14 protein-coding genes and 2 pseudogenes are annotated in these 17,856 nt (G+C 33.4%); 5 read left to right on the forward strand and 11 right to left on the reverse strand.

The annotated features are described in order from the left end of the window. Positions 1 to 496 precede the first annotated feature (496 nt). From L987_RS13330 to L987_RS11825, 3 genes and pseudogenes are all read right to left on the reverse strand, one after another. Positions 497 to 4,678, reverse strand: a pseudogene (locus L987_RS13330) (SdrD B-like domain-containing protein); the annotation flags it as partial. A 382-nt stretch (positions 4,679 to 5,060) separates the two neighbouring features. After that, a complete protein-coding gene (locus L987_RS11820) occupies positions 5,061 to 6,155 on the reverse strand; it encodes an ABC transporter permease (RefSeq protein WP_047504864.1) in 1,095 nt (364 codons plus the stop codon). Continuing rightward, positions 6,152 to 6,880: an ABC transporter ATP-binding protein gene (locus tag L987_RS11825; protein WP_047504866.1), complete on the reverse strand. Its 729-nt coding sequence runs from the start codon at positions 6,878 to 6,880 to the stop codon at positions 6,152 to 6,154. Before L987_RS11825 ends, L987_RS11820 begins: the two co-directional genes overlap by 4 nt. A gap of 139 nt (positions 6,881 to 7,019) precedes the next feature. Between L987_RS11825 and L987_RS11830 the strand changes: the two genes are divergently transcribed. Then, positions 7,020 to 7,586 carry a TetR/AcrR family transcriptional regulator gene (locus L987_RS11830; RefSeq protein ID WP_037537447.1) on the forward strand — a complete coding sequence of 189 codons (567 nt, stop codon included), beginning with the start codon at positions 7,020 to 7,022 and terminating at the stop codon, positions 7,584 to 7,586. A gap of 66 nt (positions 7,587 to 7,652) precedes the next feature. Here the strand turns inward: L987_RS11830 and isaB are convergent, their stop codons facing one another. Beyond that, positions 7,653 to 8,153 carry an immunodominant staphylococcal antigen IsaB family protein gene (isaB, locus tag L987_RS11835; protein WP_047504869.1) on the reverse strand — a complete coding sequence of 167 codons (501 nt, stop codon included), beginning with the start codon at positions 8,151 to 8,153 and terminating at the stop codon, positions 7,653 to 7,655. Positions 8,154 to 8,427: 274 nt separating this feature from the next. Here isaB and L987_RS11840 point away from each other — a divergent pair, with 274 nt between their 5' ends. Further along, a complete protein-coding gene (locus L987_RS11840; RefSeq protein ID WP_047504872.1) occupies positions 8,428 to 8,559 on the forward strand; it encodes a beta-class phenol-soluble modulin in 132 nt (43 codons plus the stop codon). A 69-nt stretch (positions 8,560 to 8,628) separates the two neighbouring features. Here the strand turns inward: L987_RS11840 and L987_RS11845 are convergent, their stop codons facing one another. Further along, entirely contained in the window at positions 8,629 to 9,099 is a 471-nt protein-coding gene (locus L987_RS11845; RefSeq protein ID WP_047504875.1) for a peptide-methionine (S)-S-oxide reductase, read from the reverse strand. A 146-nt stretch (positions 9,100 to 9,245) separates the two neighbouring features. Between L987_RS11845 and L987_RS11850 the strand changes: the two genes are divergently transcribed. Together L987_RS11850 and trhO are read left to right on the forward strand one after the other, a co-directional pair. Next, positions 9,246 to 9,467, forward strand: coding sequence for a hypothetical protein (locus tag L987_RS11850; protein ID WP_002482074.1), 222 nt, complete (start codon positions 9,246 to 9,248; stop codon positions 9,465 to 9,467). A gap of 287 nt (positions 9,468 to 9,754) precedes the next feature. After that, complete coding sequence (trhO, locus tag L987_RS11855; protein ID WP_047504878.1) at positions 9,755 to 10,705, forward strand: oxygen-dependent tRNA uridine(34) hydroxylase TrhO; 951 nt, start codon at positions 9,755 to 9,757, stop codon at positions 10,703 to 10,705. Between the two features lie 46 nt (positions 10,706 to 10,751). Here the strand turns inward: trhO and L987_RS11860 are convergent, their stop codons facing one another. From L987_RS11860 to L987_RS13340, 4 genes and pseudogenes are all read right to left on the reverse strand, one after another. Beyond that, the gene (locus L987_RS11860) at positions 10,752 to 11,543 is read right to left on the reverse strand and encodes an arginase family protein (protein ID WP_047504881.1); all 792 of its coding nucleotides are present in this window, start codon (positions 11,541 to 11,543) and stop codon (positions 10,752 to 10,754) included. A 202-nt stretch (positions 11,544 to 11,745) separates the two neighbouring features. After that, positions 11,746 to 13,176, reverse strand: a pseudogene (locus tag L987_RS11865) (glycoside hydrolase family 1 protein). 3 nt (positions 13,177 to 13,179) lie between these two features. Further along, a complete protein-coding gene (locus L987_RS13335) occupies positions 13,180 to 14,112 on the reverse strand; it encodes a glucose PTS transporter subunit IIA (protein WP_052191001.1) in 933 nt (310 codons plus the stop codon). Positions 14,113 to 14,127: 15 nt separating this feature from the next. After that, entirely contained in the window at positions 14,128 to 15,003 is an 876-nt protein-coding gene (locus L987_RS13340) for a PTS transporter subunit EIIC (protein WP_331454261.1), read from the reverse strand. Here L987_RS13340 and L987_RS11875 point away from each other — a divergent pair. Then, entirely contained in the window at positions 14,967 to 15,578 is a 612-nt protein-coding gene (locus L987_RS11875) for a VOC family protein (protein ID WP_231558597.1), read from the forward strand. The genes L987_RS13340 and L987_RS11875 overlap by 37 nt on opposite strands. A 107-nt stretch (positions 15,579 to 15,685) precedes the next feature. Here the strand turns inward: L987_RS11875 and L987_RS11880 are convergent, their stop codons facing one another. Both L987_RS11880 and L987_RS11885 read right to left on the reverse strand, forming a co-directional pair. Continuing rightward, entirely contained in the window at positions 15,686 to 16,240 is a 555-nt protein-coding gene (locus tag L987_RS11880; RefSeq protein ID WP_197050276.1) for a dihydrofolate reductase family protein, read from the reverse strand. A gap of 337 nt (positions 16,241 to 16,577) precedes the next feature. Then, complete coding sequence (locus tag L987_RS11885) at positions 16,578 to 17,327, reverse strand: transglycosylase family protein (protein ID WP_047504891.1); 750 nt, start codon at positions 17,325 to 17,327, stop codon at positions 16,578 to 16,580. Between the last annotated feature and the right edge of the window lie 529 nt (positions 17,328 to 17,856).

Genomic DNA, 17,856 nt, shown 5'->3' on the forward strand with positions numbered 1-17,856 from the left:
CATTACCTGTATCTGGTAATTTATCTTTCTCTTTTTCATAGTTTCCATCATTATTTAGGTGTCTATTTAATGATTCGTACTCACTTATTGACTCACTGGCACCCAACGATTCGCTTTCACTTATTGATTCACTTGTACTAAGTGACTCGGATTCACTTAAAGACTCGCTGGCACTTAATGATTCACTTGTGCTCAATGATTCACTCTCACTTAATGACTCGCTATCGCTCAATGACTCACTCTCACTTAGTGACTCACTTTCACTCAACGATTCGCTCTCACTCAGTAATTCACTTTCGCTCAATGATTCACTCGTACTTAATGACTCGCTCTCACTTAGTGATTCACTTTCACTTAGTGATTCACTCGTGCTTAATGATTCGCTCTCACTTAATGATTCGCTCTCGCTCAATGATCCGCTATCACTCAATGACTCGCTCTCACTTATTGACTCACTCTCACTTAATGACTCACTCTCACTTAATGACTCACTCTCACTTAGTGATTCACTCGTGCTTAATGATTCGCTCTCACTTAATGATTCGCTCTCACTTAATGATTCGCTCTCGCTCAACGATTCGGACTCGCTTAATGACTCTGACTCACTCAACGATTCGCTCTCACTTATTGATTCGCTTTCGCTTAATGAATCACTCTCACTTAATGATTCGCTTAAACTCAATGACTCACTTGCGCTTAATGACTCGCTCTCACTCAGTGATTCACTCTCACTCAATGATTCACTGGCGCTTAATGACTCACTGGCACTCAATGACTCACTGGCACTTAATGACTCGCTCGCGCTTATTGATTCGGACTCACTTAATGACTCACTTGCGCTTAATGATTCGCTTTCACTTATTGACTCGCTTTCGCTCAATGATTCAGACTCACTTATTGACTCGCTGGAACTTAATGATTCACTTGCACTCAACGATTCGCTCTCACTTATTGATTCGCTTTCGCTTAATGACTCGGACTCACTCAACGATTCGCTCTCACTTAATGATTCGCTCTCACTTATTGATTCGCTTTTGCTTAATGACTCGGACTCACTCAACGATTCGCTCTCACTTATTGATTCACTCTCGCTTAACGATTCACTCTCACTCAATGACTCACTAGCACTCAACGATTCGCTGGCACTCAATGATTCACTCGTACTTAATGACTCGCTCTCACTTAATGACTCACTCTCGCTTAACGATTCACTCTGTCTTAATGATTCGCTTGTGCTCAATGATTCACTCTCACTTAACGATTCGCTTTCACTTAACGACTCGCTCGTGCTTAATGATTCGCTTGTGCTTAATGACTCGCTCGCGCTTATTGATTCGGACTCACTTAATGACTCACTTTCACTTATTGATTCACTCTCACTTAATGACTCACTTGCGCTTAATGATTCACTCTCACTTATTGATTCACTTTCACTTATTGATTCACTTGCGCTCAACGATTCAGATCCACTTAACGACTCGCTTTCACTCAATGATTCGCTCTCACTTAACGATTCGGACTCGCTCAATGACTCACTCTCACTTAACGATTCACTTGCGCTCAACGATTCAGACTCACTCAACGATTCACTCTCACTCAATGACTCACTTGTGCTCAATGATTCACTTGCACTTAAAGATTCACTGGCACTCAATGACTCGCTTTCACTCAATGATTCGCTGGCACTTAATGACTCACTCGTGCTTAACGACTCACTCGTGCTTAATGATTCGCTCTCACTTAATGATTCGCTCTCGCTCAATGACTCACTCGTACTTAATGATTCACTCTCACTTAATGACTCACTCGTACTTAACGATTCACTCGTACTTAATGACTCGCTCTCACTTAATGACTCACTGGCACTTATTGATTCACTTATGCTCAATGATTCACTTTCACTTAACGATTCGCTCTCACTCAATGATTGACTGGCACTTAACGACTCAGATTCGCTTAATGACTCTGACTCGCTTAATGATTCGCTTTCACTTAATGATTCACTCGTACTCAACGATTCACTGGCACTTAACGACTCAGATTCGCTTAATGACTCACTTTCGCTTAATGATTCGGATTCACTTAATGACTCACTAGCACTCAATGATAGTGATTGGCTTAATGATTCACTTGTGCTTAAGGATAGTGACTGACTTGTTGATTCGCTTTCACTTAGCGATAGTGAATGGCTCAAACTCAATGATTGTGAAGTGCTTAGCGACTCAGATAAGCTTAGTGATTCCGAAGTTGTGTCAGAAACTAAACCAGCATCTATCGTCATATTGTCAGCATCTTTAATAGTAACGTGTGCAATGTATCTTCCATTCTCAAAAACTACATCTGAATCTTTGTCATCTACAGTGTTGTTCGCTTGTGTAGGAATATATCCTTCTGGCATTACGAATTCCACAAGATAATTACCATTTGTTAAATTATCAAAATTGTAGTGTCCTGTTATATCAGTAGTCGTTGTGGCTAAACGTATACCAGTTGGGTCAAGTAAATTCACAGTAATGCCAGCTGCAGTTGCGTTCGAATCATTCTGAACACCGTCATTATTCTTATCAAACCATACATAACCACCGAATCCACCGAATCCAGCAAGTTCTGCTCTGACAAACTGAATGCTACTTGCGTGTGCTCGTGTGTCTCTTTGGTTTTTATTATTAGTAAATGTGTATTCTGATTTTAATACACCAATCCCCGAAAAATCAGGTAGCGTGTTTGGTTTACTTCTTATTATATAACCAAGTGTTCCAATATCCCCCAGGTCTACAGTTGCTGATCCATCACTATTTATAATGATTTTAGGATTTCTAACTTGCGTTAAGTTTGCATAATCTGGTGAGAAACTATCTCTGAATTGTGAGTTATTTAATACTTTATAAACCTCAATCTCATCAGGAGATGTAAATTTGAATCCTTGGCCACTTAACCTAACTTTTGATCCTGTATTAAATGCTCTATTTTGATTTATATAAGTTGTAAATTCAGCAAAGTCCTTCGTCAAATAATTTATATCTGAAATAACTGGTACCGTTCTATTACCATAATTGAATATGACATTTTGAGTATAATCCTCTCCAGCAACAGTAATGCCTACTGGGACACTCTGTTTATCAGTAGTAACTAATTCTTTAAATGGCCAACTTAATAAACTAAAAGATCCTCTCACATTATTATAAATATCCACATAATTTGTGAAGGTATATTTCGCAGTATTCGTTGCACTATCATATGATCCAATAGCGATTGTTCTCCCATTAGCATCATGTATGTTATTTACTCGATACGGTTTTCTTGATGTACCTGGATGTATATATTTACCGAAATCAACTGTAAAATAATCTCCTTCAACCACGGAGTCATCTACCGTATAGTCAATCTTAATTTTCAACTTACCATCCATAGTCATAAATACTTGATTGTATTTCTTACCGCCACCTAGTATTTCATATGAAGTGTTTGCAAAGACTAAATGGTTAACATTTCTACCACTCTGATTAGCTGCATAATTAACTACATTCGTTGCTCTTGTATTTGCAGATCTAAATTTACTTGTAGATGGTTTAGCTAAAGTTTTTTCAATATTCGTAGTATTCGTTTCAATACTTAAACTTTCGTTATTTGTTTCCGCACGCTTTGAAGCAGGCACATTGGCTTGTACTTTATCTTTATCCATTTGATTAGCTAGTTCAATTAATAATAATGCGATTAATTGATCTGAATTTTGTTTAGTAAAATCAATGTTTAATTTTTCAATAGCTTTTTTTGCATCACTAGCTGTAGCATTCGTATGTGTTTGGTAATAATTTTCTAATAGAGATTGCTTTTCTGTGTTATTTTTAGCATTATCTAATTGCTTTAAAGAGTGATTTACTGAGTTTATTAAATTTGAGCGGGTTGCATTATCTTCAGGTTTTTCAATAGAGGTACTACTTGAAGTGTTAACTTTATCATCTTTATTAACATTTTCATTTTTAGACTCTAAATTTGTTTCTTTGTTATTTTTATAGACGTTATCTTCTACTTTATTTTCGATACGGTGATTATGGCTTTCTAATTCATTTTTCTTTTTGCCGTTATCTTTTTCATCTTTATATGTATCTTTCTCTTTTTCTAAATCTAAGCTGCCTTCATCATTTTTTTCAGTTGTATTTTCTTTGTTTGCTTCTTCTACAGCTTTACTTTCTTCGGTTGTGCTTTCTTCAGTTTTTCTGTCTTCTATTGGCTCTTCTTCTGTTGATACTTCTTTACTTTCTTCTTTTACATGATTTTCAGTAGCATTTTGATTCAAATGAGTTTCATGATGATTTGACGTATCTTGCTCATTTATAGGCTTTTGGTCATACTCACTAGATTTATCGTGGATTGGTATCTCACTATCATTAGAATAGTTAGCCTCGTCATTATCATTAATTATGTTTGTTCTTTCTTCATCATGTTGTACTGAATTGGACTTGTTTGATTCGCTTTTGTAATTATTATCAGTCTGTCCATATACTTCTGGTGTTGGTTGCTGTTCCGCTGCATCCGCTTCTTTATCAATTACTGCACCTAACAATATCGTTGATCCAATTAATACTGAAGCGATACCATTTGTAAATTTACGTATAGAATATTTATTTAATCGATTAGGTAAGAAATCAAATCGATGTCTTTTCTTGTTTTTGTTCATATGTTCCTCCTAATTTACTAACCTAAATTTCTAGTTGATTTTTATTGTACTTTATGTCCTTTTAGCACAATACATTTCTTATTTTACCTAATAGTACAAAATAATTCCATAATATTTTATAATTACACAAGAATATTATGCTTTAGTTTATTAAAATCAATGGAAAACCAATAACCCACAATCGCTTTCTCACTGAATTTAATTGTATCTGTATCATTTCTGTGAATTTTATTTCTTACCGTCAATAAATTTAATTTTGTCCCGTTTTCAAAAATTTTTGCTATAGAAAAAGCTTCTTTTTAAGTTATCACCCTAAAGTGTGTACTTAAAAAGAAGCTTTAATTGAATATAATTTAATAAATTTACCTTTTTATCGTTTGTTCTAAACTTTTCTATAACGCTTAAGACCTACAATATTAAGCACTGTAAATACGAAAATAAATACGAACAGAATACCAATATCGAACCAAATAAATTCGAATCCTTGGCTTTTGATCATAATATTGGTCAATGCATCCCCAGCATAGCGTAATGGAAACAAATAGCCTATCACACTGACCCAATCAGCAATATTTTCAAGAGGAATAATACCTGAAAAGAAAACTTGTGGTATTGCTACAATTGGAATAAATTGGATCATTTGGAATTCTGAATTTGCAAATGTTGATACGAAGATTCCCATCGCTAACGCAGCTAATGCAATTAAAATATTGATTAATAGTACCCACCAAATACTGCCTGCCACTTCAATGTTTAATATGAGAATCGCATAAAATACAATCAGTAGTGTTTGGAGAATTGCAAACAATCCATAGCCAGCTAAATAACCAAATACGATTTCACTACGTTTAACGGATGTAGCTAATAAGCGCTCTAATGTTCCATTTGTACGTTCTCGTAATAATCCAATGCCTGATATTAAAAACACAAATAAAAATACGAAGAAACCAATTAATATCGGAAACATTTTATCAAAATAAGTGCTATCTTCATCTCCATATAAATAATGATTATCTAATTTAACATTTTCATCTTGTTGTGCATTTTTTTGTTTCATATTATTCGGTATTTTTCCAACGATTTTCATCATATCTTGCATCTTATTTTGTTGTATCGCGCTACCAAGTAATTGTTTTGTTGAACCTGTTTTACTAGGATCTTCATTTGCATATGTGACCTCTAAATTAGAACCATTTTTCGTAATGTAACTATCTAATTTAGAATTTACGATCGTATCTTTTATAGAATCGGGCGATTTTATTTTTTCTATATCTACTTTATCTGAAGGTAATGCATTCACAATTTTTTGGGGTACATTGTCATCGATGCCTATTTTTAAATCAGTTTCTGAATTTGTATCGAATACAAAATATAATAATGTTAATACTAGGATTGGTGCAAATAACATGAGCGCCAAAGTTCTTTTCTCTCTTAATAATTCTTTAATCACTCTTATGAACACTGCTTTGAATCTCATGATTGCACCTCCGCTTCAGCTTTAATAAATACTTCTTCTATAGAATCTACGCCAAATTTATCTTTTAGTTCTTGTGGCGTACCCATAGTAAATAATCGTCCTTCTACAATTAAACCTATATAATCACAGCGCTCAGCTTCCCCCATAACATGCGTAGTCACAATAACTGATTTTCCTTTTTTAGTTAAATGTTTTAACTGCTTCCATATATCTCTTCTTAGACTTGGATCTATGCCTACTGTAGGTTCATCTAAAATAATAAGGTTTGGATTCGCAAGTAATGTAATAGCTAATGATAATCTACGTTTCATCCCACCAGAAAAAGTATTAACAATTTTGTTTAATTCTCCTTCTAAATTCACAAGTTTCATATTAGTCGCTATAACTTGCTTTAATTTCTCTCCTTTTAAGCCCATTAAATTACCAAAAAAGACTAAATTTTCATGTGCAGTTAGTGATTCATATAATGCATCACTTTGGCCCATATAACCGATTTCATTTAAAATTTTACGATCTGGTATTTCAGTATCAAAAATTTGACCATGACCTTCATCTAATTTCTCCATACCCATGAGACATTTAATCGTAGTTGTTTTGCCAGAACCACTTGGCCCGATAAGTCCTAATATTTTTCCAGATGATAACTCTATATCGATATGATCTAAAACTTTCTTCTTACCATAATATTTCGTTGCATTTGTCAATTTGGCTACAAGTTCAGACATATAAATTCTCCTTATTAGACACAGTGTCAATTATCGTTCATAATGCGATTATATACCTCTACTTTGCAAAAGCAATGGAAAAATAACCGTTAATGAACATAATAAAATATATGTCTATTAATATTTGGAGTGAATTTAATTGAATGAAGAAATGATGACAGATTCGCGTATATTAAAAACAAAAAGAAATACCAGAAAGGCATTAATAACGTTATTGAAGCATAAAAAGTATGATGATATTTCAGTTAAAGATATATGTGAAGTAGCTGGCATTAGTCGAGGCACTTTCTATTTACATTACAAAGACAAGTTTGATTTAGTGGAACAATATCAATTTGAAATTACAAAAGAAGGCAGCAAAAGAGTTCAAAGTTTATTACAAAGTGAACGTCATTTGTTGTATTATCATATAATTAACTTTTGGAATAATGAAGCCGAGCTTTTATTGTTGCTCATTTCGAATAATGGATCACCTGACGTTCAAAATCAACTAAAAAAAACATTACAATATAATGCGGAAAAGAATGTTTTCCCATACACAAAAAAATCCCATTTTAGTGAAAAAGAACGACACTATTTTGTAGTTTTCTTGAGTAATGCTATATTTGGTATTATTCAAGAATGGGTCAATAATGGTCAACAAGAAACCCCAGAAGAACTATCTGCCATTATCCATAAAATTATACCTGATTCTTTATTAGGTTAATAAAACATATAATAAAAGCACAATGCCATTATAAGTAGCATTGTGCTTTTTTGAATCGTCTGTTATTTATTCATTTTCTGCATTAATTTGTACATCTTTCACATAACCATCTTCAACAATATATTGAACTATGTTATCTCCAATATGATATCTATAATCAAATCCTTGAGCACTTTCAAATGGCTTTTCAATAGGTTGACCATATTGCTCAATTAAAGCTTCCTTCGATACTGCACCCTTCTTCACTTCAAAATCTACCATTGAAGCTGTTTGCTCCCCTGTCTTTGCAATGATTTGATCATATATATCAATCATCGAACTCTCTTGTTGTTCGTTTCCAGTAATATTATAACCGTTAATCACGAAGTTATTATTTTTTACGGCTTCAATAAATGATGGCTCCAATATAAAGTCATTTGCGTCAGTAGTATAACCATTTACTTGATAATCAATATTTTCTGATCCATGTGCAATAAAAGTTGAGTTTGATGTCATGCTACTCGTTGTGCCAACCATTGCGCTCAGTGCTAATCCAGTTGCTAATGTTACCTTAACCAATTGATTCATACTCAATCGCCTCCTAAATTTTATATAGCCCAATCAATTACAATATTGCATATTCTTCCAGACATTTCCACACAACATTTAAGTCTTTACAAAAATTTAAATTTTTTATTTATTTTTAACAATTCCTATAAAAAAACTATTATTACACTTAGGCATAAAAAAATAGTGAGTTAGGCATTTTTACACAATTAATTAACAAAAAGATCTATATTGTGTTTAACGAATTAAAGCGCAAGTTTTAATTTAAATTTTTCAAAATAAAGGAGTGTCTCACATGACAGGAATCGTAGAAGCAATTGGTAATGCAGTAAACGTAGGATTAGCACACGACTGGGCAACAATGGGCGTTAGTATCGCAGATGTTTTAGCTAAAGGTGTAGACTTTGTTTTAGGTTTCTTTAAATAAATCACACACAAAACCCCTTTTCTAAAATTCTTACTTATGTAGGAATCATTTAGAAAAGGGGTTTGTTTTTTATTTATACTTATAAACAAGTTCTTTAGGTAAGTGACAATAATCATCTGGAAATCTTGATAGGCGATCCTGGTTTTCTTCTGCACTTCTTACATAATTCGTTAGTGGTAATACTTCAGTAGCAATAAGGTGATGGTCCTCAATGCCATCTATGAATTGTTGAGCCTCTTTTAAATGTTTCTCATCTTCACTGTATAATCCAGTTCTATATCTTAAGCCTACATCTTGACCTTGTTTATTCACACTATATGGGTCAATAATTTCAAATAAATAACCCATCAAATCTGTTACTGATACTTTTTGTGGGTCGAATTCTGTTCTAATTACTTCCACGTAACCATCATATTCACCGTCTAACGTATCCGTAATACCGTTAGCTCTTCCACCTTCAGTATTGATAACGCCGGGTAACGTTTTTACAAATGCTTGTACGCCCCATAAACATCCACCTGCTAAATATACTGTTTCCATTGCAATCCGCTCCTCATGATATTCATTCTCATTTGAGTATAGTAATTTACCGTTACTTTTTCAATCACTTCTATTTAATTCAGCATCACACAATATGATTGACTGTTTTTAAAAAGGGAAAATAAATTTATATAAGGAGGAATTCTATGCCTAAAGTAGAAGAAAGAATGTTAGAAGATATTGAAAATAAAGAAACAAGATCTGAAAGTAATTTGAGTTCAGAAAAAGAAATGCAACAAAATGCTTTTGAGAGACTCGGCAAAGATGTTGTTATTATCGAAACATTATCTATCATGAACATTATTTTCGCCATCAGCACAATCAGCTTAATTGGTGCATTAATATTTACAAATAAAAAGAAATCATAATAGATATTAACTTGCTCTCTTCAAGATTTACTTGTAGAGAGCATTTTTTATTACATTAATCAAAAATCTTTACTTAATATAATAAAAATAATGAAGATACTTAAATTAATAAATTGAATAATATCCCTTTTTTGTTATAATGTAATAATGATAATTTTATGCTTTCGCTCAAAAAATAAATAAACCTTATTAAATTGAAGATACTCACATACTTTATATTAGCGAAAAAATGATACCAACATTTTATATAAATTTATAAGAACAAGAAATAAAAGGAGATTAGTATTATGGATTATAGAGTATTATTATATTACAAATATACAACAATCGATGACCCTGAATTATTTGCAACTGAGCATTTAGCATTTTGTAAAGACTTAGAACTTAAAGGTCGTATCCTCGTATCTACTGAAGGTATTAATGGGACAGTTTCTGGTACAGTCGAAGCTACCGATAAATATATGGAAGCATTAAAAAACGATGCTAGATTCCAAGGGATTACTTTTAAAGTGGATGAAGCCGAAGGACACGCTTTCAAAAAAATGCATGTTCGCCCTAGACAAGAAATCGTTGCTCTAGACCTTGAAGATGATGTAAACCCTAGAGAACTTACTGGTAACTATTTGTCACCAAAAGAATTTAGAGAAGCATTATTATCAGATGATGCTGTTGTGATTGATGCTAGAAACGATTATGAATACGATTTAGGCCACTTCCGTGGTGCAGTTCGTCCTGATATCACAAGATTCAGAGATTTACCTGACTGGATTAAAGAAAATAAAGAGCAATTTATGGATAAAAAAATTGTAACGTATTGTACTGGTGGTATTCGTTGTGAAAAATTCTCTGGTTACTTACTAAAAGAAGGCTTTGAAGATGTGAGTCAACTTGAAGGCGGCATTGCTACTTACGGTAAAGACCCTGAAACAAAAGGTGAATTCTGGGACGGAAAAATGTACGTATTCGATGAACGCATCAGTGTAGAAGTGAATCATGTAGATAAAACTGTAGTAGGAAAAGAATGGTTCGATGGTACGCCTTGTGAACGTTATATCAATTGTAGTAACCCTGAATGTAACAAACAAATCCTTGTATCAGAAGAAAACGAAGCGCGTTATTTAGGCGCTTGCTCACATGAGTGTGCAAAACACGAAAATAACCGTTATGTAAAAAAACATAACATTAGCGATGAAGAAAAAGCGAAACGCTTAGAAAATTTTAAAGAATTAGTTAAATAACTATAAAAGAACCGCTGCTATATTGAATAGCAACGGTTCTTTTTATTTAATGGAATATATTCAAATCTTTCAATGTATTTTTCAGATTGATTTCATCCCATGGCATGTACTCTGCTACAGTAAAGCCTACAATATCATTATTTTCTGAAATGCCTTTTAGTATGTCATTTAAATGCGACAAGGACATTTGTCCAGCTGCTGCTGGGAACGATTCAATATGAGGTTCCGCAAAGTAAGTGGCACGAAACTCATTTGGATCCAAGACATCAATATCAAAATGGATGGCTATTTTCGAAAAGTTATTTTCCTTAATCCATTGTTGTATTTCTTCATAATTATAACTTTCTGTGCCTTGTACTTTATAATCAAAATTTAATTTTTCTAGATTTTCCACTTCAAAATCTAATAATTCTTGTAAACCTACGTATAAAAATTGATTAGTTTTTAATGGTGCGTTAACCAATTTCGACAATTCACTATCGCCTTCACCAAGTAAATTAGCTACAACCATGGCGTGTTCATTTGTAATGTCTTTAGGATATGAAATATCTGGATGTGTATCAATCCAAACAATACCGAGTTCATCACCATATTTTTGATTTAAATAATCAAAAGGTGCTTGTGAGACCATACAATTGCCGCCTAAAGTAACTACTTTATCTGGTTGTTCTTGATTTAAAATATCTTGTGCTTGCTTTACATTATTTATTATTTGAGACTGCCCGTATACACCATTTTCTAATTCTAATGCGTCTTCATCTGGTTCTTCGACTTTAATCTCAAACGCTTCTTGGTTAGAATCATTAGGAATTAACCAGTTTAATAAGTGTGCCCCCATGATAATAGGCTGCTCTACCTCCTGATTGCCAATCTGGTGCGATTAATCTAATTGTTTTACTCATTAAAATCCCTCCATCAATTGTACTATTATTTTCTACCCTTAATCATGATTTAAATGTTCTCATCGTCTCACTTAGAAATTATATTTCACTAATTTGATCATTTGAGATAATTATTTGAAACTCTTTTTCATTAACTATTTATTTGCTTATTAAGCTATTGCCGTTTGTTTTAATCACATTTTGATACCAGTAAAAACTTTTCTTTCTATACCTCTCGAAAGTGCCCTCGAAATTATCATAACGATTCACATAAATAAAACCGTATCGTTTTCTAAACTCACCAGTAGAGTTACTGACTATATCAATGGGTCCCCACGCTGTATAACCTATGATATCTACCCCATCTTTAAGCGCTTTTTCAACTTCAATTAAATGATTATTTAAATAGTCGATTCTATAATCATCTATCACTGTATAATTTCCATCTTCACTTTTCACCAATCGATTTTTAGCACCTAAACCATTTTCTAGAATAAAAAGTGGTAATTGGTAACGATCATAAAATTGATTTAAAATATACCTTAAGCCTTGGGGATCAACAGGCCATCCCCATTCAGATTCAGATAAGTAAGGATTTTTAATGATATTCATGATATTGCCTTTAGACTGTTCAATATCACCTGGATTCACAGTGGCACAGTTACTCATATAATAACTAAAAGATATAAAATCCACTGTGTTTTTTAAAATATTTCTATCCTCTTCTGTAATATGAATATCAATATGATTTTTTTTAAAATATCTATCCATATAACTCGGATAATAACCGCGTACATGCACATCTGCAAAGAAATAGATTTCTCTATCTTTATTCATCGCAGCGATAACATCGTCCGGATTGGATGTTGATGGATATGTGGGCGTGCAGGCTATCATACAGCCAATTTGAAAATCTGAATTAATTTCATGTCCTATTTTAACCACTGAAGCACTGGCAACAAATTGATGATGAATGGCTTGATATAGCGTGCTTTTATCTATTTCATTAAGATCACCCTGTATTCCACCGCCATTAAAAGGTGCGTGCAAAATCATATTTATCTCGTTAAAAGTAATCCAATATTTCACTTTGTTTTTATATCGTCTAAAAACGGTTTCTGCAAAATGTTCAAAGTAAGTAATTACATTTCTGCTTTCCCAGCCATTAAATTTTTCTACTAAGTATAAAGGCATTTCATAATGAGATAATGTAATGAGTGGTTCAATATCATATTTTTTCAGTTCATCAATGACATGATCATAAAATGCCAACCCTTTTTCATTAGGTTCCAGCTCGTCACCATTAGGAAAAATACGTGGCCAAGATATAGAAATTCTCAATACTTTAAACCCTAGTTCAGCAAATAATTTAATGTCTTCTTTATATTTATGTTAAAAATCTATCGCATCTTTCTTCATATATTGCTCTGGTGGGTCATAAACAGGCGGGTTAAATACACCTTGTGACAATGCATCTGCTGTAGAAAGACCTTTCCCATCTATTCTGGCAGCACCTTCAACTTGATTTGCCGCCAATCCTCCACCCCATAAAAAATCATTTGGAAATGCACTTGATGTTTGATTTAACAATTGTTACACACCTCTCTTAATATATTTTAATTCCATTAGTTTTTGACCATGTGTAATGCTAAGACTTTCATTAAATTTTATTTTTTCTATGTTCTCGCTGTTTGTTATAACAACAGGCGTTATGAGTTTATAACCTTCTTTTTTAATTGCTTTATTATTAAATTTTATTAGAGGTTCGCCTTGTGAAATTTTTTGGTTTTCTTCAACAAAAACATCGAAATGTTCCCCTTTTAATTGAACAGTTTCTAAACCTATATGGATAATCATTTCTACCCCTTCATGACTTCGCAATCCAATGGCATGTTTTGTATTAAAGATGGTTTCAACCACCCCATCAAAAGGTGCATATACCGTATCATTTTCAGGTTCAATAGCAATCCCTTTACCCATTGCTTCGGTTGAAAATACTGGGTCTGGCACATTTTCCAGTTTTACAATTTCTCTTGATAAGGGTGCAAATATCATTGTCGATACACCTTCTTGCAAGTTATTTGTATTTTCTTTAGCTTCCAAAGGTTTTTCACTATTTTTAGCTTCAAAACCGAACACAAATGTTAAAATCGTACCAATAATCAATGCGATTGCAATACCTAGAATGTAGCCGTACATTGGTTTAAATACTGGTATAGTAAATAAATTATTTAACACAAACGTTGTCACTCGCACATCAAAAATAGCTATTATAGCACCGCCAATGGCACCTGAAACGAGTACAATAGGTATGAGCCGTTTATACCATAAAATAAGTCCATATAAAATAGGCTCAGTAACACCTGCTAATAATCCTGATAACGTTGTACCTATAGATAGTGATCTTAAATCTTTGTTTCTTCGAGAACGTAAAACGACACCAAACGCAATTCCAATTTGTGCAAAAACAGAAGCAGCAGTAATTGCTATGAGTATATCTCCACCATGAGCAAAGTTATCTATCATGATAGGGACTAACCCCTAATGAACACCTAGTACTACTAAGAATGGCCAAAACGATGCGATGATAACCCCAGTTAATATTCTAGAAAAACCAAGCATATAATCGATGCCGATGCCACTGCTCACATATTCACTAAAAGGACCAAATACTAAAACAGTTAATGGCACCATAATAATGAGGCTTAACATAGGAACTAAAAATAATTGCAATACTTTTGGAACCCATCGTTTAAGCAAGCGTTCAAGTGGCGCATAGATGGCAATAGCAATTAATAATGAAAACACTGTAGAAGCAAAATCAGTAACTACCAAAGACAGACCTATAAAAGTTAGATTTTCTTCTGATTTAAGGAGATTAGTAAACGATGGTTCGAGTAACGACGCTGCAATCACACCACCTATATATGGATTCACATTCAATTTTTTACTAGCAGACATACCAATAAATATCGGTAAAAAGTAAAAAACTGTGTTTGATGTTGCATTTAAAATCGCAAATGTCGCACCTTTGTCGTTAATCCAATTCAATGATTTTAATATTTCGAGTAATGCTTTCAACATAACAGAGCCTGCGAGTGCAGGTAATAGCGGAGAAAACGTTCCCGATATATAACTAAATATGATATTTATAATGTTGCGTTTCCCTGATTCGTTTTCTTCTTTAGCAAAAGTTTGACCAATACTGTAATTTTTTACAATTGCGTCATATACATTTGCAACATCATTGCTAATAACAATTTGAAACTGCCCACCTTGTTCTACGACTTGTAAAACTTTAGGCAGTTCATTTATTTTTGAATTATCTGCTTGATCTGTATCTTTCAGTACAAATCTTAAGCGAGTTGCACAATGCTCTAATGATGAGATATTATTTTCTCCACCAACTAAATCAATATGATTTTAGCGAAAGGTACGGATGGGTACAAGATCAGTACGATGTATCTTGGCAATTATTAGTCACTAATCATCCTATTACACATCGCATAGAACCCACACTATTGTTTATGAATGAAAATGTCGGACGTGCCGAAGAAGCCATCTATTTCTATAACAAGGTATTTAAAAATAGTGAACCAGGCGATAAATTCTATTATCCTGAGGGTCTTGAACCAAATAAAACTTCTCAGTTGGCGCATGCACGTTTTAAAATTGAAAATCAATGGTTCACATGCATGGATAGTGCTTATGATTATGGCTATCAGTTTAATGAAGGCATTTCACTTATGGTTACCTTAGAGGATCAAGGTGAAATTGATGACTATTGGGAGAAATTATCCACTGTCCCTGAAGCAGAACAATGTGGCTGGTTAAAAGATCCATTTGGCGTATTTTGGCAAATTGTCCCTGAACATCTGGATGAAATGATGGCACATGATTCTCCTGAACAACTTAAACGTGTCACAGAAGCTTTTCTGAAAATGAAAAAATTCGACATCGCTACTTTAGAAAAAGCATATCACGGTGAGTAATGATTTAACGATAGCGTCTGTAAAAACCATCTCACTACTATAGAAAAAAGAGAGTAACATCATCAAACCGATTCAATATATTGGTTAACGATTTACTCTCTTTTCATTTAATTTAAAACTTGATAATTTAATCCTAACGCACCGGATTCAAATGTCTCGCTCTTTATTAGTTTGAGATCAACTTTATCATGAATATTTTGAAATAACGGTAATCCTTTACCTATTAAAGTAGGCGATATTATTATTTTATATTCATCCACTAAATTAAGTTGCATTAAATAATGTGCAAATCTTGGACTGCCTAACACGACAATATCTCCGCCTTCTTGCTGTTTTAATTTATTAATTTCTTCTTCAACATGATCTTTCACCAATTTTGAGTTACTCCATTCTACATGATTCAATGCTTTTGAAAATACAACTTTTTCAACATTTTCAATCCATTGAGCATGATTCAATTCGTGCTCATTTGCATTTTCATCAGATGGTACCGTCGGCCAGTAATCATACATCATTTCATATGTCTTACGTCCCCAAACAATCGTATCTGTATTACTCAGTACATCATCCGCAAATTTTTCCAATTCTTCATTATAGGCAACCCAACCGATGTCCATTGCACCTTTAGAACCCTCTACAAAACCATCTAGCGTACTATGCAAAAATATATAAGTTTTCTCATATTCATCATCACTCCCTAATTTGAATTATTATAGCTAAATGTAACCAAGTATTACTACATCATTACCCATTTGCATATTTAATCATTCAAAGATATGCCATTAAAAACATTAAAGTAAAATCCAAGCTGCTTAGTACTATTGTCATCTTATTTCTTACTCAATTGAATGAACAAATTCAAAAATCCATATCCTACCTAAAAATTAAAACCAACAATTAACTATACAAAAAACCCGATTTCTTTATTAAGAAGCCGGGACCAAATTTATCATGTTAATTTAATTTTTATACTTTATTTTTAAAATTATGACTTACAGTTTATGCAGTAACCCATTGTGAAGCGCCTTCTGTATCATAAAGTTTTTGCGCTGCAGCATCTTGTACTGATTCTGGTGCTGAAGCAGCTGGTTGACCTTGATACTCAGCTGGAGCTACTGAATCCCATGTACTTTGTAAGAATTGGAACTTACCAGAAGCACCTGATGATGGATTTGTAGCATGGATGTCGCCACCTGATTCACGTTGCGCGATTTGTTGTAAGTGCGCATTAACACCTGATGATGAACTTTCTGAAGCTTCACTTGAACTTGATTCGTTTGAACTAGATTCATTTGAGCTTGATGCAGATTGTGTTGTTGCCTCTTGTTGTGGTTGTTGTGTTGCTTCAGTTTGTGGTGCAGCTTCTTGTGCTGGTTGTTCAGTTGAAGCTTGCTCAGTTTGTTGTGGTTGTTCTACTTGTTGTGGTTGCTCAGCAGTTTGTTGTGAACTATTGTCTGTAGCTTGTTCTGATGAAGCATTAGATCCTTCGCCTGAACCTTCACCATAGCTCCAGCTAAAGTTTTCACCATCTGATTGGAAACTATAATCTGTATTATTATAGTTAAAGTTGATATTATAAGCACCATCTTGAATAGGCGCCGCGTTTAATGATTCTGGATTTGATTGCGCTTGTTGTGCTACTTGTGCTTTGTCAACGCCTTGTTCTGAAGCGTCTGCTGAATTTCCTGCTGCTATTCCTGTTACGCCAAGTCCTACTGCTAATGTTGATGCAATTACTGTTTTTTTCATTATTAATAATCCTCCTAAGAGATTGTTTGTATTTTTAAAATTTAATAAATTAGCTTGTAATTTCAACCGTCAATAAATAAGTTTACTTTTTACAACTAATTTGTATTTCCTACTATAACACCTATAAAAAGCTTGTAGGTTACAGTGAAGTTAAAAAAACAAGCTCTTTTTTACATCCTAATTACGTTATATATTACACTCAAATCAGGAATTTCTACCTAAAAATCCTTTCATGTACACCTTGTAGTGTATTTATAAACTTTTGTGGATGTAATCGTTTTGTAATTAGTGTGAAAAAAGATGTATATTTGCACTCCAGAAAACATTAACATTGCTTACTATATATATTTAAAAACATTCAAATTAACTACTTTACTAAATACGTTTTAAACAGCACATTTGCGTTTTGCGCAACAAAATTTATCTCAAAAGAATTCTATTGACTGACCAACTTGATATACTTATAAATAAAAAAGCTGAGACATATATGTCTCAGCTTTAAATATTTATCTTAAGTTCATTACTACAC

Origin of the sequence: Staphylococcus sp. ZWU0021, assembly GCF_000798895.1 — a bacterium.
Lineage (GTDB): Bacteria > Bacillota > Bacilli > Staphylococcales > Staphylococcaceae > Staphylococcus > Staphylococcus saprophyticus.

Excerpts from the sequence above, each read along its gene's own strand:
- L987_RS11820 (WP_047504864.1), bottom strand. The coding sequence starts at position 6,155 with ATGAGATTCAAAGCAGTGTTCATAAGAGTGATTAAAGAATTATTAAGA.
- L987_RS11825 (WP_047504866.1), bottom strand. The coding sequence starts at position 6,880 with ATGTCTGAACTTGTAGCCAAATTGACAAATGCAACGAAATATTATGGT.
- isaB (WP_047504869.1), bottom strand. The coding sequence starts at position 8,153 with ATGAATCAATTGGTTAAGGTAACATTAGCAACTGGATTAGCACTGAGC.
- L987_RS11840 (WP_047504872.1), top strand. The coding sequence starts at position 8,428 with ATGACAGGAATCGTAGAAGCAATTGGTAATGCAGTAAACGTAGGATTA.
- L987_RS11845 (WP_047504875.1), bottom strand. The coding sequence starts at position 9,099 with ATGGAAACAGTATATTTAGCAGGTGGATGTTTATGGGGCGTACAAGCA.
- L987_RS11850 (WP_002482074.1), top strand. The coding sequence starts at position 9,246 with ATGCCTAAAGTAGAAGAAAGAATGTTAGAAGATATTGAAAATAAAGAA.
- trhO (WP_047504878.1), top strand. The coding sequence starts at position 9,755 with ATGGATTATAGAGTATTATTATATTACAAATATACAACAATCGATGAC.
- L987_RS11860 (WP_047504881.1), bottom strand. The coding sequence starts at position 11,543 with ATGGGGGCACACTTATTAAACTGGTTAATTCCTAATGATTCTAACCAA.
- L987_RS13335 (WP_052191001.1), bottom strand. The coding sequence starts at position 14,112 with ATGATAGATAACTTTGCTCATGGTGGAGATATACTCATAGCAATTACT.
- L987_RS11875 (WP_231558597.1), top strand. The coding sequence starts at position 14,967 with ATGATGAGATATTATTTTCTCCACCAACTAAATCAATATGATTTTAGC.
- L987_RS11885 (WP_047504891.1), bottom strand. The coding sequence starts at position 17,327 with ATGAAAAAAACAGTAATTGCATCAACATTAGCAGTAGGACTTGGCGTA.